General features: G+C 44.4%; 14 protein-coding genes. 6 read left to right on the top strand and 8 right to left on the bottom strand.

Features of this window, described 5'->3' with window-relative positions; all coding sequences use genetic code 11:
- Nucleotides 1–89: 89 nt before the first annotated feature.
- Nucleotides 90–2,096, top strand: a complete 2,007-nt coding sequence (locus ACSFXN_RS02005) for an EAL domain-containing protein (RefSeq protein WP_437148538.1) — start codon at nucleotides 90–92, stop codon at nucleotides 2,094–2,096.
- Between the two features lie 21 nt (nucleotides 2,097–2,117).
- On the opposite strand, the gene ACSFXN_RS02010 is transcribed toward ACSFXN_RS02005, so the two are convergent.
- The 5 genes from ACSFXN_RS02010 to ACSFXN_RS02030 form a co-directional block, all read right to left on the bottom strand.
- Nucleotides 2,118–2,585: a threonine/serine exporter family protein gene (locus ACSFXN_RS02010; protein ID WP_437148539.1), complete on the bottom strand. Its 468-nt coding sequence runs from the start codon at nucleotides 2,583–2,585 to the stop codon at nucleotides 2,118–2,120.
- A gap of 11 nt (nucleotides 2,586–2,596) precedes the next feature.
- Nucleotides 2,597–3,352: a threonine/serine exporter family protein gene (locus tag ACSFXN_RS02015; protein WP_437148540.1), complete on the bottom strand. Its 756-nt coding sequence runs from the start codon at nucleotides 3,350–3,352 to the stop codon at nucleotides 2,597–2,599.
- A gap of 164 nt (nucleotides 3,353–3,516) precedes the next feature.
- Nucleotides 3,517–4,656 (bottom strand): zinc-dependent alcohol dehydrogenase, encoded by a 1,140-nt coding sequence (locus ACSFXN_RS02020; protein ID WP_437148541.1) that lies wholly within the window; start codon nucleotides 4,654–4,656, stop codon nucleotides 3,517–3,519.
- Between the two features lie 164 nt (nucleotides 4,657–4,820).
- Complete coding sequence (locus tag ACSFXN_RS02025; RefSeq protein WP_437148542.1) at nucleotides 4,821–6,968, bottom strand: beta-propeller domain-containing protein; 2,148 nt, start codon at nucleotides 6,966–6,968, stop codon at nucleotides 4,821–4,823.
- 59 nt (nucleotides 6,969–7,027) lie between these two features.
- Entirely contained in the window at nucleotides 7,028–8,224 is a 1,197-nt protein-coding gene (locus tag ACSFXN_RS02030) for an alanyl-tRNA editing protein (protein WP_437148543.1), read from the bottom strand.
- Between the two features lie 106 nt (nucleotides 8,225–8,330).
- Here ACSFXN_RS02030 and ACSFXN_RS02035 point away from each other — a divergent pair, with 106 nt between their 5' ends.
- Entirely contained in the window at nucleotides 8,331–9,245 is a 915-nt protein-coding gene (locus ACSFXN_RS02035; RefSeq protein ID WP_437148544.1) for a diacylglycerol/lipid kinase family protein, read from the top strand.
- A 432-nt stretch (nucleotides 9,246–9,677) separates the two neighbouring features.
- Here ACSFXN_RS02035 and ACSFXN_RS02040 read toward each other — a convergent pair whose 3' ends face one another.
- Genes ACSFXN_RS02040 through ACSFXN_RS02050 form a run of 3 tightly spaced genes read right to left on the bottom strand, consistent with a single transcriptional unit; the run spans nucleotide 9,678 to nucleotide 13,560 of the window.
- Nucleotides 9,678–10,871 (bottom strand): acyl-CoA dehydrogenase family protein, encoded by a 1,194-nt coding sequence (locus ACSFXN_RS02040; protein ID WP_437148545.1) that lies wholly within the window; start codon nucleotides 10,869–10,871, stop codon nucleotides 9,678–9,680.
- 20 nt (nucleotides 10,872–10,891) lie between these two features.
- Nucleotides 10,892–12,058 carry a saccharopine dehydrogenase family protein gene (locus ACSFXN_RS02045; RefSeq protein WP_437148546.1) on the bottom strand — a complete coding sequence of 389 codons (1,167 nt, stop codon included), beginning with the start codon at nucleotides 12,056–12,058 and terminating at the stop codon, nucleotides 10,892–10,894.
- Between the two features lie 20 nt (nucleotides 12,059–12,078).
- Nucleotides 12,079–13,560 carry an aldehyde dehydrogenase family protein gene (locus tag ACSFXN_RS02050; protein ID WP_437148547.1) on the bottom strand — a complete coding sequence of 494 codons (1,482 nt, stop codon included), beginning with the start codon at nucleotides 13,558–13,560 and terminating at the stop codon, nucleotides 12,079–12,081.
- Between the two features lie 253 nt (nucleotides 13,561–13,813).
- On the opposite strand from ACSFXN_RS02050, the gene ACSFXN_RS02055 reads away from it, so the two are divergent.
- The 4 genes from ACSFXN_RS02055 to ACSFXN_RS02070 all read left to right on the top strand — a co-directional run bounded on the left by ACSFXN_RS02055 (nucleotide 13,814) and on the right by ACSFXN_RS02070 (nucleotide 18,430).
- Nucleotides 13,814–14,755 (top strand): MerR family transcriptional regulator, encoded by a 942-nt coding sequence (locus ACSFXN_RS02055; RefSeq protein WP_437148548.1) that lies wholly within the window; start codon nucleotides 13,814–13,816, stop codon nucleotides 14,753–14,755.
- A gap of 249 nt (nucleotides 14,756–15,004) precedes the next feature.
- Nucleotides 15,005–16,612: an ATP-binding protein gene (locus tag ACSFXN_RS02060; protein ID WP_437149147.1), complete on the top strand. Its 1,608-nt coding sequence runs from the start codon at nucleotides 15,005–15,007 to the stop codon at nucleotides 16,610–16,612.
- A complete protein-coding gene (locus ACSFXN_RS02065) occupies nucleotides 16,605–17,282 on the top strand; it encodes a response regulator (RefSeq protein ID WP_437148549.1) in 678 nt (225 codons plus the stop codon). Before ACSFXN_RS02060 ends, ACSFXN_RS02065 begins: the two co-directional genes overlap by 8 nt.
- 137 nt (nucleotides 17,283–17,419) lie before the next feature.
- On the top strand, nucleotides 17,420–18,430 hold the full coding sequence (locus ACSFXN_RS02070) for a tripartite tricarboxylate transporter substrate binding protein (protein WP_437148550.1): 1,011 nt from the start codon (nucleotides 17,420–17,422) through the stop codon (nucleotides 18,428–18,430).
- Nucleotides 18,431–18,443 lie beyond the last annotated feature (13 nt).

Raw genomic sequence — 18,443 nt, forward strand, 5'->3', positions numbered from 1 at the left:
ACTTTCGCACGCAGATATTTTGAAAAGGATGACGATGGTCCTTTTCTTCTTTATAATGGAAATAAACTACGGAGAAGGAGCGTCATGGAATGAGTGAATTGCAAGAACTATTATCAGATAATCTCGTTTTTAACCATATCCCTTTTCCCATTATCATTATGGACAAAGACGGACTTGTTGTATGGTGCAACCGCCATGCTGAACGTGTTTTCCAACTCGAAACGAATTTGCTCAAAGGGCAACTTTATCCTTATATGAACCCTGAAAAAGCTGCGCTTTACAAGCATTCTTGGGAAACCATTTTACATAGCAAAGAACCTATACGGTTCGAAGAAATGGAAGTAGGTTTAGGAAACGGCTCTCGCACTTATACAACAATCGTAACAAAAGCTTTTTCGGCGGATAACGAGCAATTTGTCATGTCTATTTTTGAAGTGGATGAGGCTGATGAAGAAGGATCAGCCAGCAGGGAACTCAACAGCTTGCGCAACGGATTGGATGACTCGTTCATGCTTCTGTATTTTGATGAAGAATTTTTAATTACGTATGCAAACCCCCTATTCCTAAAATTGAGCAAATGGACACCAAAACGGATACTCGGCAAACCGATCTGGTCAATGTTTGGAGAACAAAGCGAAGATATCCGGTTTGTAGAATCGCTCACAGCTACATTAAAAGAAGGCAACGTATGGAACGGCCAAGTTAAGAAACTGAAAAAAGACGGCGAGGTTTACTGGGTCGATTTAACAGCCATCCCAATGCAGATTAAAGGGGATGATACTTATTATATCTTCCTTGAAAAGGATATAACAACAGCAAAGAAAGCCCAGCAGCATCTGGAGCAAATTGCTTTCGTAGATCCCATCACTGGTCTCGAAAACCGCCATCGCCTGGAACAAGTGGTTAATGAATTTATCGAGGAAGGCAAGCACTTTTCTTTTGTTTTCCTGGATATTGACCGTTTTTATACTTTGAGGGACGTTTCCAATACAGATACAGAAAATGAACTCCTGATTGAGTTCACAAAACGCCTTCGCATGTATTTCTCTGATTCGGTCATTACCCGTTCAGGCTTGCATGAGTTTGCTTTGGTGACTCCTCTCAGCAGCTGGTTTATCGAAGGATTCCTGCATTATTTGCAGCAGCATCCAATTTACCTGCAAGGAACGGCAATTCCTTTAACAATCAGCGGGGCCATTACCCGTTATCCTGAAGACCAGCAATCGTTCGTCCATTTGATCAAAGCATCTTACGCTACCATCAAAAAAGTGAAGGAACGCGGCGGCAGCGCCATTTCCATTCTTACATCGGACGACCACGAACGGCTGAACCGAAAATCTCTTATTGAAAAACGTCTGATTCATGCCCTTGACCGCCGGAATTTGCGCTTGCTTTATCAGCCGCAAGTCAACTTGAAAACCGGAAAAGTAGAAGGCGTAGAAGCGCTGGTGAGATGGGAAGATTCGGAGATTGGGGTCGTTACACCCGATGAATTGATTCCAATTGCTGAAGAAAGCGGAAGCATCCATGAAATTGGAATGTATGTCCTTGAGACGGTCTGCGCACAGATGAAAGAATGGAAAGCAAAAGGCATCGACATAAATGTCAGCATCAACTCATCCATTCGTGAATTCCGCGACAAGGATATGGCGAAAGTTTTCTTGCAGCAGCTGCAGCTTAATGAATGCGACGCCAATTCGCTGACCATTGAAATAACTGAGAAATTCGCCTTAGAAGCAGAGGCTGAACAATCCATCATTAAACAAATGAAACAGCTGCATCAAGCCGGCATTTCATTCTCGCTTGATGATTTCGGCACAGGTTATGCATCATTCCGTTATATGCTCATGCTGCCGATTTCCAGTTTAAAGATTGACCGCGACATTATTCAAACGATTACCAAACAAGAAAAAATGCAGAAAATGATCAAAGGTATGATTCAGTTCGGCAAGAGCTTGGATTTCCAAGTTACCGCTGAAGGAGTCGAAACGAACGATCAGCTGGAATTGCTGAAGGCCATGGACTGCGACATTATCCAAGGATATATTTCAGGGCGCCCTATGGAAGCCCAAGAATTAGAAAAATGGCTAAAATAAAAAATCGGTATAACCCTAGTTTTACTCCAGGGTAATACCGATTTTTTTTTGGATCCGTTTTGCCTGATGCTTGAAGAAAGCTTGCATGAGCACTTCCGCAAATACCAGTCCCATCGCTACTGCCCCAGAAATCATCAAGGCTTCAGAAGCAAATGTGATGGCTTCCAGGTAATTATTTTCAACAATATTGCGCATGGCATTATAAGCTTTGCTCCCCGGCACCAGCGGAATAATCCCCGCCACACTAAATATGATCATGGGCATCTTGAACTTTTTCGCCAGCAAATGGGCTACAATCGCGACTCCGAAAGCTCCCGCAAAAGTTGCCTGAACCGAGTCATCCATCATGAGATTATAGCTGCGGTAAATGAGCCAGCCGGTCATCCCCACCAAACCGCAACTGATTAAGGTCTGGCGCGGTGTATTGAAAATAACGCCAAATGCACCGGCCGCCAGAAAACTAAGAAATGCCTCTAATGGCCAATTCATTCAATTTCCTCCTAAAATGATAAAATTAAAGCAATGCCGCCTCCTATGGCAAATGCCGTCAAAAATGCTTCCGCGCCTTTTGATAGTCCTGAAACGAAATGGCCAGCCATCAAGTCACGGACTGCATTGGTAATGAGCAGCCCCGGGACTAGCGGCATGATGGACCCGATTATAATTGTGTCCAAATCTTTCCCGAAACCGGAATGGACGGCCAGTAAAGCTAATAGGCCAATAGCGAGTGAGCCGATAAATTCAGCAAAAAATTTCACACGGGTTCTTTCTAAGATGGTTTCCACAATGATAAAACCGGTGCCCCCGAATACAAAAGCAAAAGGCAAATCAGTCCAGCTGCCTCCAAGTAAAATAAGAAAACAGCCACTTGCAGTAGCAGCCGCTAAAATTTGCAGCCATATATTAAACTTCAGGTTTGTTTGGTCAATTTTCTGTAATTCATCATAAGCTTGCGAAAGCGTAAATTCGCCTGCTACCAATCTTCTAGAGACCGAATTCACAAGAGCAACCCGTTCTAAATCTGTTTGGCGATTGTTGATTCGGACAAATCGTGTAGGCAACTCATCACTTGGAGAAAACATAATTCCGGTAGGTGTCACAAAACAATGGGAATTCGTCATTTTTTGAGAAACCGCCATCCGGATCATTGTATCTTCCACGCGATAAGTTTCTGCTCCATTTTCCATTAAAATTTTTCCAGCTAACAGAAAACAATCCAAGGCAAGCTCGCGTCTAGTTTCTCCAATTTGAGCCACAGGCTTCCTCCCCTAACTTTCATCCCGTTTTAACACTCAGCGGCTTAAAACACCATTGAGTGAATTTCTTTTTATCTCTCATCATACCGTGTTTGGACAAAAATTTAAACGCCCCAAGCCATATGGGGCGCTTAATCTAATAAAATTAAATCATGTTTGTGACATTATGGTTTCAAGACCACTTTTGTGCAATCATCTGTATGGTCATTGAAAATTTTATAGGCATCGCTTGCTTCCTCAAGCGGCATGATATGCGAAATGATTTCACGTGGATCGAATTCACCGTTTTCAATCTTCTCGTAAAGCATTGGCATCAAATGGATAACTGGTGCCTGCCCCATTTTCAGTGTAATATTGCGTTCAAAAAGATGGCCTAACGGGAACTGATTATAGTTCAAACCATAAACCCCGGTTAACTGGATAACCCCGAATTTACTGACTGCATCTTTGGCAGTTTTAATCGCACTGAGTGTACCGCCTTGAAGGAACAATTTTTGCTGAACTGCTTCAGCTGGGGATTTCTTGCCATCCATCCCTACGCAATCGATGACGACGCGAGCTCCTCCGCTTGTAATTTCATGGATGAACGCTCCCATATTATCATGCTGCGAAAAATCGAACACTTCTACATTATTGATTTTTTTCGCCAGATTCATGCGATATGGAATTTCATCAATGGCAATAACCCGCTTGGCCCCTTGCATCCAGGCAAACTTCTGCGCCATCAAACCAACCGGTCCGCAACCTAAAACAACCACAGTATCTCCTTGCCGTACTCCTGCATTCTCTACACTCCACCAAGCCGTTGGCAAAACATCCGACAAGAACAGCAATGACTCATCTTCAAGCTCGGATGATTCCGGAATCACTAAAGGCATGAAATTTCCATAAGGGACACGCAAATATTCAGCTTGTCCTCCTTGATAGTCGCCATAGCGCTCAGTCAGTCCTAAATAGCCGCCAGTATCAAAATGAGGGTTGCCATTTGAGTTGTCGCACTGGCTCTCCATGTCATGGCTGCAATAGAAACAATGACCGCAACTTACATTAAACGGCAATACAATACGATCGCCTTTTTTTACTTTTGTTACATCAGGTCCAACTTCTTCAACTATCCCCATAGGTTCATGGCCAATGACTGTATCTTTCGTCGTCGGCAGGGCCCCTTGATAAATATGCAAATCCGTTCCACAGATTGCCGTCGAAGTAATTCTGACAATAATATCTTCTTTTTTCTGGATTTCTGGATCTTTCACATTTTTGACTTTCATATCTTTCGTGCCTTGAAAAGTTACAGCTTTCATCCGTATCCCTCCGTTATTTTCAGAATACTTTTCTTCTTCCCTTTTTCTGCTAATGAAAAACGTTAGAAAAAAAATTGCTCTTGTATTTTTCGGCTTCAAACCACGTATAAAAGACCGCAGATACACTCGGATTTCTCGAGTGTATCTGCGGTCCAGTCCTTATTTTAGAAATTTAAAGTTTGCAGCAAGTCGAACGTATCAGCACTATAACTTTTCACTTCACTATGCGCTACCGTATATAAAGTGTCTCCAATGGAGACGATGCGCTGCACGCTGGTTTCCCAGTCTTCGTAGGGCATTTCAGATGCTGTCATCAGATTGGCGGTTTCGGTGATGCCTTCCGGAGTAATCGTATAAATCATAGCTCCGGCTGCTTCAAAGTTCACTTCTGTACCATCTGACTCGCCGTATAAAGTAACCGGGAAGCCGAACAAATCGGTTGCGGGATGGATATACAAGGCTTTGTGGTCATATTGCAGCGGCGAATAGGTCCCCGGGCCACCAAGGATTTCCGTATCTTTTTCCAGTGGATTTGAAAAATCACTGACATCAAATAGGGAAATCTTCATTCCTCCTGTTACGATTCGAGGCTCTCCACCTTTTACCGGTTCCAATTTGGTGTCATAACCAAAGCCGATTAAATGATTTTCATCCAGTGGATGCAAATAATTCGAGAATCCTGGAATTTTCAGTTCGCCTAATACTTTCGGGGCTGTTGGAGCCGAAACGTCGATGACAAACAAAGGATCCGTTTCTTTGAACGTCACCATATAAGCTTTGTCTCCGATGAAACGGGCTGAGTAAATCCGCTCTCCTTTAGCCAAGTCCTCCACAGATCCCACTTGTTTCATGCCGCTATCCAAGATGAACAAATGGTTTTTGGAAGGCGCTGCCTCATCCCACGCAATTCCTTCCGTCGTAACAATCCGGAAAAATCCATTGTGTTCATCCATTGAGAATTGATTGAGTAAAGTTCCTGTTACTTCGCCTGAAGACAGAAACTGCACATCTGTTCTGTCTAATGTGAATTTAAAGATTTCCGTGTTGGCCAATTGTGGAAGCCAAATCGACATGCGCACATCATCTTCTACATTCTCTTCATCCACCGGCATGTATTTCGCTGCAGTCAAATACATGCTTTCTTCTGTCATATAGAGTTGTTCACTGCCTCCTAAAAAACCTTTTGTTGAGACAGTATTCTGTGCCGGTTCAGCCAAATCGATTGCCGATATAACGCTGTAGCTGCCTTCCATAGTTCCTGGAAGGATGGAAATGTTCTCATAAGGCATGGGCTTAAGATTATTGTTGTCATTAGAATCATAGGTATGCGGACGTAATTCAACGCCACTTTGCTCTTCCAATGTCCAAAAATCAGGGTAAACATTTGTGACGTAGTATAAGATGTCATTGGCAAGACGCGCGCTGTTCAAACTTCCTTCTGTCCCAAATTCCCGGATCAGCTGCGGCGCTGCTGGATTGCTGATGTCATAAAGGAAAACAGAGGTTAAACCAATATGAGGCTGGAATTCTCTAACCGTGTCTTCAAACGGTATGGCAGAATACCGGCTACCTATTATTATCAAGGTATCTCCCGACAAAAACAGCTGCTGCGGATACATTTCCTCTTGAAATTTTATATTACTTGCGACCGTCATTGCATCCGGTTTGCGGACGTCTGAAATGATGACCTGTGATTCGCTGATTGAGTAGATAAAAGAACCATCCGTTTTCACCATATCGGCTTCATCCACGCCTTCAACTTGATTGTTTGTCGTCGAATGTTCCCCGCCGCCTCCAGAATCCTGGCTGGCATCGCCGCTTTCAGCGGATTCCTCTACAGCTCCGCCTTCATTATTGAATAATCCCGGCTGTTGGCTATTCTTTTGCAAAGCCAGCAATTGAGCAAAGTAAGCTTTCAATTCTTCTTCACTGGTCAAGGCAGTAATTTCTTCCTGGACGCTAAAAGCGATTTCTTTTACATCCAGCGATTTCAATAAATTCCCCTTTAATGCAGACTTTTTGATATGAAGCTTGTACTCTCCCACTGGGATTTGCGGAATTTCAATGGTCTTGCCATTGTTATTCAAAGCCATTTCCACATCAACCGGTTCACCATTTTCATTTGTGATATACAGATCCCCGTCTTTGACGGCATCGGGATGAAGCGCAGAAGAAAAGTTCGCCTGCCATCCTTGTTCCGCCAAGGCAATGGAAGATGCACTTACCGATACTTTATCGACGATAAAAACAAGTGACAAAGCAATTGCTGCAACAGCTGCTGCAACTATTAGCCAAATACTCCTTTTCTTCATTTTCGCCTACATCCTTTCAATCCGCTCTTTTTCCATTAGACAGGAAAAATCTGAAAAAGTTACAGAATTCCTTGGATATTTTTCAAACTCAATTGAAAAGCACGAAAGAACATTTCAGGAGAATGTTCTGTTTTTCCGCCGCCTTGGACAAACTGTGCATTGCCGCCGCCTTTTCCATCCGTCAGCAACAGCAGTTCTTTCAATACGTTTCTCATGTCTCCTTCCGCTTCTTCACCCTTGGCGCAAACAAAGCGGATGTTTTCTTCTTCTGCAATCAAAAACAGTAAAACCGCTGAAGGCTGTTTGGCGATTGCCAGACGCGCCAGCTGCTGAACTTCTTTTACCGGTCGATTGTGGAATACTTGCTGGATCAGTCCCGTATCATCTTCCGGCTGGATGGCCGCTGCTTCCGCTTCCAGCAATTGGGTTCGAAGTTCTTTCAGCACTTTCTCATTTCCCACTTTTTCTTTCAGCAGCAAAGCTGCAGCTTCCGGAAGTTCCTGTACCGGGGCATTCAGCTGCTGGACCAATTCGTCCGTCGTTTCAACCAGCTGCCGGAAATAATCCATTGCCCGGTTTCCACATAAGAAATATACGCGTGTGCCGCCTTTCGCTTTTTCCGTGCCGATGATTTTAATCATCGCGATATCCGCTGTATTTTTAGGATGGGTCCCTCCGCAAGCATTAAGGTCCACACCTTCAATTTTCACCAACCGGATCTCCCCAGTCACAGCAGGAGTTTTTCTCAGCTCCAAGTTTTTTGCCTGCTCATCGGAAACCCATTCCGTGCTGATTGGCAGATGCTGCCGAATGACCTCATTTGCCGCGGTCTCCGCTTCCAGCAGCTGTTCTTTGGAAACTTGAGGGGTATCCAAGTCAATTGAGACCCTTTCCTCTCCCAAATGGAAGCTGGAAGTCTTCATGTCATGGCCATCATCAAACACTGCACTCAAAACGTGCTGGCCGGCATGCTGCTGCATATGATCCCATCTTCGTTTCCAGTCCAGTTCAGCCGGAAAAGTGCCTTCAGTCAGCTTAGAGTCCGTATAATGGCGAATTTCTCCATCGACTGTCTGAACATCCAGAACGTTGGCATCTCCAATTGTGCCGGTATCCCCCGGCTGGCCTCCACCTTCAGGGTAAAAACAAGTCTGGTCCAAAATAACAAATATCCCTTTTGCATCTTCACCTGTCTGGGTGACTGTAACAGACGCCTTGGCCAGCTCAGAATCCTCGTAATAAAGTTTTGATGTCATGAAAATATACCTTCTTTCTTTTGAATGACTGATTGCACTGCATAGTTTATGATTGAGTGATTAGTGGAAAATGAATATTAACAAGAGATTTAAGGAGGTTTAATGCATGCCGAGATTTGGGCGTTCGGTCTTATTGTATAACGGAGCGGCAGGAGCAGCAACGTCCGAGGCGGTACTTCCTTTAGCCGTACCGGCTCTCGCCAGGGCTTCAAAAAAGCTGGAACTCATCCAAACACATTCTAAAGAGGAATTTGAAGAAGCCTGTAAAAATTCATCTGGTGCTGCAGAAGTCCTTTTTGTTGCCGGAGGAGATGGAACTGTCCATTCAGCTGTCCAAGCACTTTCCAGTGTAGAAGAACCACCTATTCTCGGCATCATTCCAAGCGGTACCTGCAATGATTTTGCGCGTACACTTACTATTTCAATGGCACTCGATACAGCTGCCGAAGAGTTGGTCAGCGGGGAGATTAAAGAAATCGATTCCGCTCAGATCAATGAACATTCGTTTTTAAACTTTGCCGGCATCGGCTTGATTGCTGATGCTTCGTTGAATATTGATCCGGATTTGAAAGAGCGCTACGGTAAATTGAGTTATTTTATGAGCGCCCTTCAAACGATGCGCCAATCTGAATCTTTTTCTATCTTTATGGAAATTGATGGCGTTCATTATATCGAGGAAGGAGTGGCAGTGCTGGTGATGAATGGAAAATCGATTGGCACCCACACATTTCCACTCGCCACAATTGATCCTGCTGATGGCTTGCTTGATATTTTCATCATCCAGACATCCTCACTTGCAGCGATTCGGGAATGGTTCTCGCTTTCCCAGCCGGATGTCTCCCCGGAAGAACTGGACCATATCACGCATCATCAAGGAAAACACATCACCATCCGGACAGAACAGGAAATGGAAGTGGATACTGACGGAGAGATTTATTTGAAAACGCCTGTAACTATTCAAATCCAGCCAAAAAGACTGCAAATGCTTGTGCCAAAAACAGCGGAAGAAACAGCTATTTAACGCCAAAAAGGATGACCGCCAAAGCGGTCATCCTTTTCAACTTGTTGAGAAATTCGTATGTTCTTCTGTCATTGCGCTCCAGGACGGACGCTTTCCGCGGGCACGGCTTCAGCCGCTTCCCTCGCTTTGCTCAGTCCAGGGTCTTCAGCTCGCGCTGTCCCGCTGGAGTCGCCGCCTTCCGCTGCATTCAGCTCGCTTTTATCCCTTTTAGAGACGCTCTAAAATTGGGACGGTTCAAGAAAGCTCTTTCTTGTTTTTCCGATTCTCCAGATATGGAGCCAAGCAGAGGAGAAAACCGTACTGTCTCTGCATCGCTTCGAGACATGAAAGTGCGCTGCTCCTGCGCAAGCTTGTCGCTCGCCCGCGGCAAGCGGAGCTGATTGGCGGAATATCGGTTAAGTAAGCCGACACTGAAACGATTTCCCAGCTTTCTTAGTCTTCAAATGGCCATTTCGGCAGCATTCGGTTCAGTTTTCTATCTTGCCGTTTTCCGAGAACGTATTCCGCTTGCATGATAGTGTGGATTTCCCGGGTCCCTTCGTAAATTACGGGTGCTTTGGAATTCCGCAAAAAGCGTGCTACCGGATATTCATCTGAATAGCCGTAAGCTCCGTGAATCTGGACCGCGTCATCTGCTGCTTTATTGGCGAAATCACATGACTGCCATTTCGCAAGTGAAGTTTCTCTCGTGTTGCGAATTCCTTTGTTTTTCATTTCACCGGCCCGGTATACTAACAGGCGGCTCATTTGAAACCCGGCTTCCATATTTGCAATCATTTGCTGGACCAGCTGATGCTCACCTATCGGCTTCCCGAAAGTCGAACGCGACTGGCAATATTTCACGCTTTCTTCCAAGCAAGCCATAATCAAACCGCAAGCTCCTGCCGCTACTGTAAATCTTCCATTATCAAGCGAAGCCATGGCGATTTTAAATCCTTCCCCTTCTTCGCCCAGACGGTTTTCGGCTGGAATCCGGACATCATCAAAAAACAGTTCCCCTGTATTGCCTGACCGGATTCCGTATTTTCCTTTGATTGCTTTGGAAGAGAAACCTTCCCGCGTCCGTTCAACAACGAAGGCGCTGATGCCGTTGTGTTTTTCTGCTTTGTCGGTATACGCGAAAACGATAAAGTGATCGGCAATGTCACATAAAGAAATCCAGGTTTTTTGGCCGTTCAAAATGTACTCATCGCCATCACGGACTGCTGTACTTGAAAGGGCCGCAACATCCGAGCCTGCACCCGGCTCCGTTAAAGCAAACGCGCCAATTTTTTCCCCTTTAGCCTGCTGCACTAAAAACCGCTGTTTTTGCTGCTCTGTTCCCCATTGCAACAAAGTCATAGAATTCAAACCGGTATGGACAGATACGGCCGTACGGAATGCCGTATCTCCTCGCTCCAGTTCTTCACAGACGATTGCCAGCGAATTGTAGTCCATCCCACTGCCGCCATATTTTTCCGGAATGCAAACTCCCATCAACCCAAGCTCGGCCAGCCTTTTCCAGATAATCGGATCAAATCCTCCTTTTGTGTCCCAATCAGCAATGTGTGGAAGAATTTCATTATCCACGAATTGCCTGACTGTTTTCCGAAGAAGCTCCTGTTCTTCCGAGAATTCAAAGTTCATCTGTTTACCTCCGCTCTCTTTTAACTCTGAAATGCCGAACGGTGCACAGTTTCTTTAATTTGGACTCCCCGTTTGGTCATCTCATTAATATATTCATCCCCTGGAACAACAAGTTCCGGCGGATAAGCTCCACGTTTATCGATTTTCCCATTTCCAATCATTTGGGCTATCACAGAAATGGTATAGGCAGTTGCCCGAGCCATAGCTGTTACTCCGGTTTCAGCGTCTTTAATGGTGATCATATTGTATTCATACGTTAAATCTTCTTCCCCTTTTGTTCCAGATACCAATACACGCAGCAGCACTGCATCTTGTTTATCTCCCAGTTCGGTAATCGGGGTCAATACTTCCCGGAGCACATCCCGCAGCTTGATTGTTTGGCCATTGACTGTAACCGTTTTTTCCCGGTCTGTAAATCCAAGGTCGACAAGCAGTTTGAATTTCTCAGCATGGCCTTTATAGCGCAAAGTTTTATATTCAAGCGTTTCTATGCCGCTGAATGTATCAGTTAAAGTTGATGTTCCGCCAGAAGTATGGAAAGCTTCCAATTCACCAAACCCTTCAAATTCCACATGCTCAATTTCAGATAAAGAAGCTACCTCAAGCAGCTCTCCTTTCCGGATTACATGGGATGGATCGGTATAATGGTCAAAAACCCCTTCGAGCGAGAATACGTGATTATACTCAAGCGGCGGTTCCGGCTCTACCGGGATGCCGCCGACAAAAATCTTGATTTCGTTCACTTTATCAAGTTTGCCAGCGCCATATCCGGTTAGAATATTGATCATTCCCGGCGCTACGCCTAAATCCGGAATTAACGTAACTCCTTTTTCTTTCGCTTTTTCATGCAGAGCAAGCACTGCATTTGTCGCACCGCCAATATGCCCGCCGAGGTCAATAGAGTGAACACCGCATGCAAGTGCAGCCTTTGCCACTTTTTCGTTGAAAGTATAAAACAAAGCATTAATGACTACATCGGCTTTAGAAATTACAGCCGCCAGTTCTTCATCGTCATTGACGTCCAAATACACAGCTTCCAGCTTATCGCTGCCAATATATTCTTTGAACAAGCTTACTTGCGCGATATTTACATCCGCCAAATAAACTTTCTCCACTTCAGCACTTGCGATTAAATCGCCTGCTGCCTGTTTGCCCATTAAACCTGCACCTAAAACTGCAACTTTCATCTCCATTGCCCCTCTCTGTCTCAGATCTCATTGTCAATTTGAGCGCGCTGCAATTTCCCGCTGTAATCCACATAGATGCTCTTCCATTCAGTAAATACATCAAGTGCAGCCACTCCGGAATCTCTGTGTCCGTTGCCGGTTCCTTTAGTTCCCCCAAATGGCAAATGGATTTCTGCTCCTGTGGTTCCGGCATTGATATAAACGATACCGGTATCTAAATCTCTTTGTGCTTTGAATACACGGTTCACATCCGCTGTGTAGATCGAACTTGATAACCCGTAAATTACGCCGTTATTTACTTCGATGGCTTCTTCAAAATTGCTGACTTCGATGATTGAAATAACCGGCCCGAAGATTTCTTCTTGCGCAATCCGCATATCCGGGGTAACGTCAGTGAACATTGTCGGTGCGTAATAGTTCCCTTTGTCGTATGGAGCCTCCGCTAGAATCTCTCCTCCTACAAGCAAGGTTGCCCCTTCTTGCTGCCCGATTCCGACATACGAATGGATTTTCTCCAACGCTTTTTTATTGATTACCGGTCCGACTTTCACGGATTCGTCCATTCCGTCTCCAATTGTCAAGGTTTGAATTTTTTCCAGCAAGCGGTTTTGTAGCGCTTCTTTAATGTCTTTATGGGCAATCACCCGGCTGCAAGCTGTACAGCGCTGTCCAGCAGTGCCAAATGCACTCCATAAAATTCCTTCAACCGCTAAGTCTAAATCGGCGTCTTCCATGACGATCACCGCATTTTTCCCGCCCATTTCAAGAGAAACTTTTTTCAAATTGCGTCCGCCTGCTTCCGCAACTTTACGGCCCGTATCTGTAGAGCCGGTAAATGAAATGACTTTGATGTCTTTATGCTCAATCATGGCGGTCCCGACTTCAGATCCGGAACCAAACACGATATTCGCTACACCGTTTGGCAATCCAGCCTCTTTAAAGATCTTCGCCATTTCATAAGCCATCATTGGTGTTTCAGTGGCCGGTTTCCAAAGAAAAGCATTGCCGGCTACGATTGCCGGGAAGGACTTCCAAGTGGCAATAGCCACGGGGAAGTTCCAAGGCGTGATTAATCCGACAACACCAATCGGTGCACGGACGCTCATCGCAAATTTATCAGCAAGTTCTGAAGGAGTGGTTTCACCGAACAGCCGTCGCCCTTCACCTGCCATATAGTAAGCCATGTCAATTCCTTCTTGCACTTCTCCTCTGCCTTCTTCGATTACTTTGCCCATTTCTTTGGTCAGTACCTGGGCCAGCTGTTCTTTCTTCTGCTTCATTAAACGCCCGATTTCATACAAATAATCGGCCCTTTTTGGAGCCGGAACTTTTGCCCATGTTTTCTGTGCCGCTTTTGCTGCCTGAACCGCTGTGTCCACATCTTCTTTTGTGGACAGCTGGACTTGAGCCAATTCTTCGCCCGTCGCGGGATTTAACACTGGAGTGTATTTCGCATTTGAACCGTCTTGCCATTCCCCATTAATAAAATTTGTTAACTTCACAGACGCTTCCCCCTTCAATTCACATTATTGAAAACGCTTTCATTTCTATTATTTCACATTACTCAGGAAACTTCTAGGAGTTGTTAGAAAAATCAATCTTTCTTTTTTTGTTAACAGTATAAGAGAATGGACCCGTTAATCGAGACTCTCCAATTTTCTTTCTGTGAGAAATGAGCCATTTATAAAGAAATCCTGGAAATCTATTGACACTAACGGTTCGTAATAGTCTAATCATAATGGAGAGGTGATCAAGATGTACAAAGTACAAGAAGTAGCGAAAATCGCAGGAGTCAGTGTCCGCACACTCCACCATTATGACAGTGTCGGATTGTTAAAGCCGTCAAATATCGGTTCCAATCGGTATCGTTATTACAACGATGAAGATTTAAAATTGCTCCAGCATATTTTATTTTTTAAAGAGCTTGGTTTTTCATTGAAGAAAATTCAAGAGATTGTGGCTGAAGGTTTTGATTCGAAATTTGCTTTGGTCCAGCATATTGAATTATTAGGCAAGAAAAAAAGGCGCATTGAAAAGCTGATTGAAAATGCTGAACGAACTCGCCTTGAACTTGAAGACGGCGAAGAGTTGTCCGATAAAGACCGCTTTGCTGCTTTTTCGATTAAAAAATCAGACGATGATATCAAAAAGTATAAAGCGGCATTTTCTGAAGAACCAAAAACTTCTGCTGAACAAGCAGATCTGCCAGAACCGTCTTTAGCTTCTGACTTAAAACCAGCTGAGGGCACAGCATCGGTTGAAGAGATGGTGCCTGCTGAAGAAACAGGATTTACCGGAACGATGGAGTCAGTTGAAGAAACTAATCCTGCAGAAGAATCCGAGGCCACTCCTCAGCTTGATCCTATTGAAGAAACAGCGGTGCACGAAGAACCCAAGCAGGAAAAAGAGAAAGAGAATTTGGAAGAAATCAACCGTGAAGGCAATCGCATCTATAAGGCGGTAGCATCTCTGATGAATCATTCCCCCGCTTCCCCGAATGTTCAAGTTGAAATGAAGGCTTATTATAATCTGTTGGACCGTTTTTATGATTGTACGCCGAAAATGTTCCGCAGCCTTGCAGATTTGTATGCATCGGACAGCCGGTTTGCGAATAACATTGACCAGCACGGAAAAGGACTGTCAACTTATTTGAAAGAAGCCATGTACATATACGCGGCAGCCCATCAAAATGCGTGAACTCATCGGGCCTTGCAGCAATTGCGGAAAAGACATTTATTGCCGTGACGGTTTTTTGGATGGAGTTCATATAGAAGGCCAGCTCTTCTGCTTTGAATGCGCTGAAGCGCAGGAAGATCAAGAAGAAAAAACGCAAAAGTGAAAACTTTTGCGTTTTTTTATGCCTAATAATCGCTTAGACCTCTTTCTCTTTCACTCGCCCTCTTTCTAAAGCGATAAAAATTGGATAGAATAGGTATCAAAAAGGAAATGAGTGACTTCGGCATGCCATTGCAGGGAAGAATTTTTATATATGGAGCTTTGTTCATCTCGACTGTCATGGTACTGGCTGGAATCTCGTTTTACTTCACGATTTCTGAAGCCATTGAAGAACAAGTCGGAAAGCGGGCCTTGGCTATCGCCGTAACTTCAGCCGACCGCCAGGATATCAAAAATGGTTTTAAAGAGGATGATCCCTCATCAGTTCTCCAGCCAATTGCTGAACACATCAGGAAACAAACCGGTGCCGAATATATCGTAATCGGTAATAAAAATGGCATCCGCTATACCCATCCCATTCAAGAGCGCATCGGGAAAATGATGGTCGGAGATGATAATGCGCGCGCACTTTCATTCGGCGATTCCTATATTTCAGAAGCGACTGGATCACTTGGCCCAGCACTTCGAGGGAAAGCCCCAATAACCGATGAAGACGGAGCTATTATTGGCGTTATTTCCGTAGGTTTTCTAAAAACAAATATAACTTCCATATTTCTTGAATACGCTGATTCCATCATTGCCATTGTCCTTATCGCCATCCTGATCGGCGCCCTTGGCTCTATGTTTTTGGCGCGCAACATTAAAAAGATACTTTTTGGGCTTGAACCAGAAGAAATTGCTAATTTATATACTGAACGCAATGCTTTAATAGAATCAGTCAGGGAAGGTATTCTTATGGTAGACAAAGCCGGTGATATTACAATGGCCAACGTTTCCGCATATGAATTCCTGTCTTTACCAAAAGAAACCGAGCTTATTGGCAAGCCTGTAGATGAAGTTTTGCCTAATACGCTGCTTCCCCAGGTTCTGCAGACAGGCGAAGCACAACTTGACCGGTTGATGACTATTCGCGGAAAAAAGATGATTGTCAACAGAATTCCCATCCATCTTGGAAATGAAATCATCGGAGCTGTTTCCAGTTTCCGGCTGCAATCAGACATAGAAGGACTTCGCAATGAGCTTACGCAAGTCAGGCAATACGCTGATGCTTTGCGGGCCCAGACCCATGAACACCAAAACTTTCTTTACACTATTTCAGGATTGATCCAGTTAAATTCTCTCGAGGAAGCGATGCAGCTGATTCATAATGAAACCGAAGAACAGCAATCACTCGTGCAATTTGTCACTCAGCGTCTGCAAGACCCGTTTCTTGGAGGCATCGTTATCGGCCTCTTCAACCGGGCACGTGAATTAAAAGTGAAATTAGTTTTGGATGAAGAAAGCTCCTTGAAAAAGCTTCCTTCCCATCTTGAAAAAAGTTTGTTTGTATCTGTTCTCGGCAATCTTGTGACCAACGCTTTCGAGGCAGTCGGGAACCTTCCAGAGTCTGAACGCATCGTCCGGCTTCTATTATCGGATAACGGGAGTGAAATCTTGATTGAAGTAGAAGACTCAGGAGAAGGAGTCGACGCCAAAATCCTCTCCACATTATTCAAAAAACGCATTTCGACCAAAGCCGGCAATGACCGCGGATTCGGGTTGCTTAAAGTCTATGAAAATGTAAAAGATCTGCAAGGCGAAATCGCTATGGAAACTGGCGACCTTGGAGGAGCTCTATTCATTATTTCCATAAAAATTGGAGGATATGTCCATGATTGAAGTTCTGATTATTGAAGACGACAAGCGAATAGCCGATATTCATAAACGGTTTATTGAAAAAATCGAAGGGTTTCAAGTGGTCGGTTCTGCATATACCGGGGCAGAAGCAAAAGATTGGATTCAATTATTAAAACCGCAGCTTATTTTGCTTGATGTGTATTTGCCGGATATTAAAGGTACAGACCTAATGCCTTTTATCCAGCTCGAAAGCCCGGATTCTGATGTTATCTTTATTACCGCTGCTTCGGAAACAGATATTGTAAAAAAAGCATTCAGAAGTGGCGTCACCGATTACATATTAAAACCGTTGACCTTCGACCGTTTTAAAGAAAGCCTTCTTACGTATGAGGCAAAACGGCGTTCCTTGGAGACAGAAGGGCCATTGAATGAAGAGTCGATTCAACTGCTTTGGAATAAAAGCCGCTCTGCTTCTGCAGAGCCGTTAGTGACACCAAAAGGTATCGACCCGAATACGATGTCCCGTATTCAAAAGAAACTTTCTGCATCAGTAAACGGAATTACGGCAGAAGAAATGGGGGCAGCTTGTGGAATGAGCCGCTCGACAGCCCGGCGCTACTTGGAGCACTTGGTGTCCGAGCAAACGGCTCATGCTGAGCTGCTTTACGGAACCATCGGAAGGCCAGAACGGCGGTATTTTCCGCGGCCGTGAACAATATGAACATTATCCACAATTTGGACATTATCCCTCTTATGACCACAAACATTGAATTTCATAAAAGTTCTGATAAATTGAAGACAGCAGATGAAAGCGCTGTCTTTTTATCATTTTAAAGGGGGATGAATTATATGTTGAAAAAATTAATGTCAGTTTCATTGGCCGGTGTATTGGCGGTTGGTCTTGCGGCTTGTTCTTCAGAGGAAAGTTCAAGTGCTAGTTCTGAGAAATATCCTGAACGCGGGATCACCATCGTAGCTCCATCAGGCGCTGGAGGCGGCTGGGATTTGACTGCCCGTTCGATCGCTAAGACGATGAACGCCACTAAATTGGTTGAAGAACCTATCACCGTGGAGAATAAGCCCGGCGGCGGCGGAGCAGTTTATATGGCAGAATATGCAACAAAAGAAGTTGATAATGATTACATGATGATGGTAAAATCACCGCCAATCCTGATCAATAACAATAAAGCTGAAGGAAATAGCCCTTACGGCTATAAAGATACAACACCGCTTGCGCAATTGACTCGCGATTACGGCGCCATTGTTGTGAAAGCAGATTCTAAGTTCCAATCATTGGGAGACGTCTTGGATGCCATTAAAGCCGATCCTACTGCAGTGACGCTTGCTGGAGGTTCAGCTCCTGGATCAATGGACCACTTAGTAGGTATCTTGCCGGCATTTGAATACGGCATCGATCCTAAGTCAGTAAAATATGTTTCTTATGACGGCGGCGGTGAAGCTGTTGCTGCTTTGCTCGGATCTAATGCAGATGTCATCGCTACAGACGCGTCGACGATTGCTGAATATGTGAAATCCGGAGATGTCCGGGTACTTGCTGTAAGTTCACCAGAACGTTTGGAAGGTACACTGAGTGAAGTGCCGACATTCATGGAAGAAGGAATTGATGCCGAGTTTACTATCTGGCGCGGAATTTTCGGTCCTAAAAATATGTCGGATGGCGCAAAAGAATATTGGTCTACGAAATTAGAAGAAATGTCTGCTTCTGAAGAGTGGAAACAAGAGTTGGAGAAAAACGGCTGGCAAAGTGAATATAAAAATAGCGAAGACTTTGTAGAGTACCTTACAAATCAAGAAAAAGTAATTGTTGAATTATTAACTGCTCTTGAAATGCAAAAATAATGCGAAAGCGGCT

The organism is Planococcus sp. 1R117A (genome assembly GCF_051417975.1).
GTDB classification, from domain to species: domain Bacteria; phylum Bacillota; class Bacilli; order Bacillales_A; family Planococcaceae; genus Planococcus; species Planococcus shenhongbingii.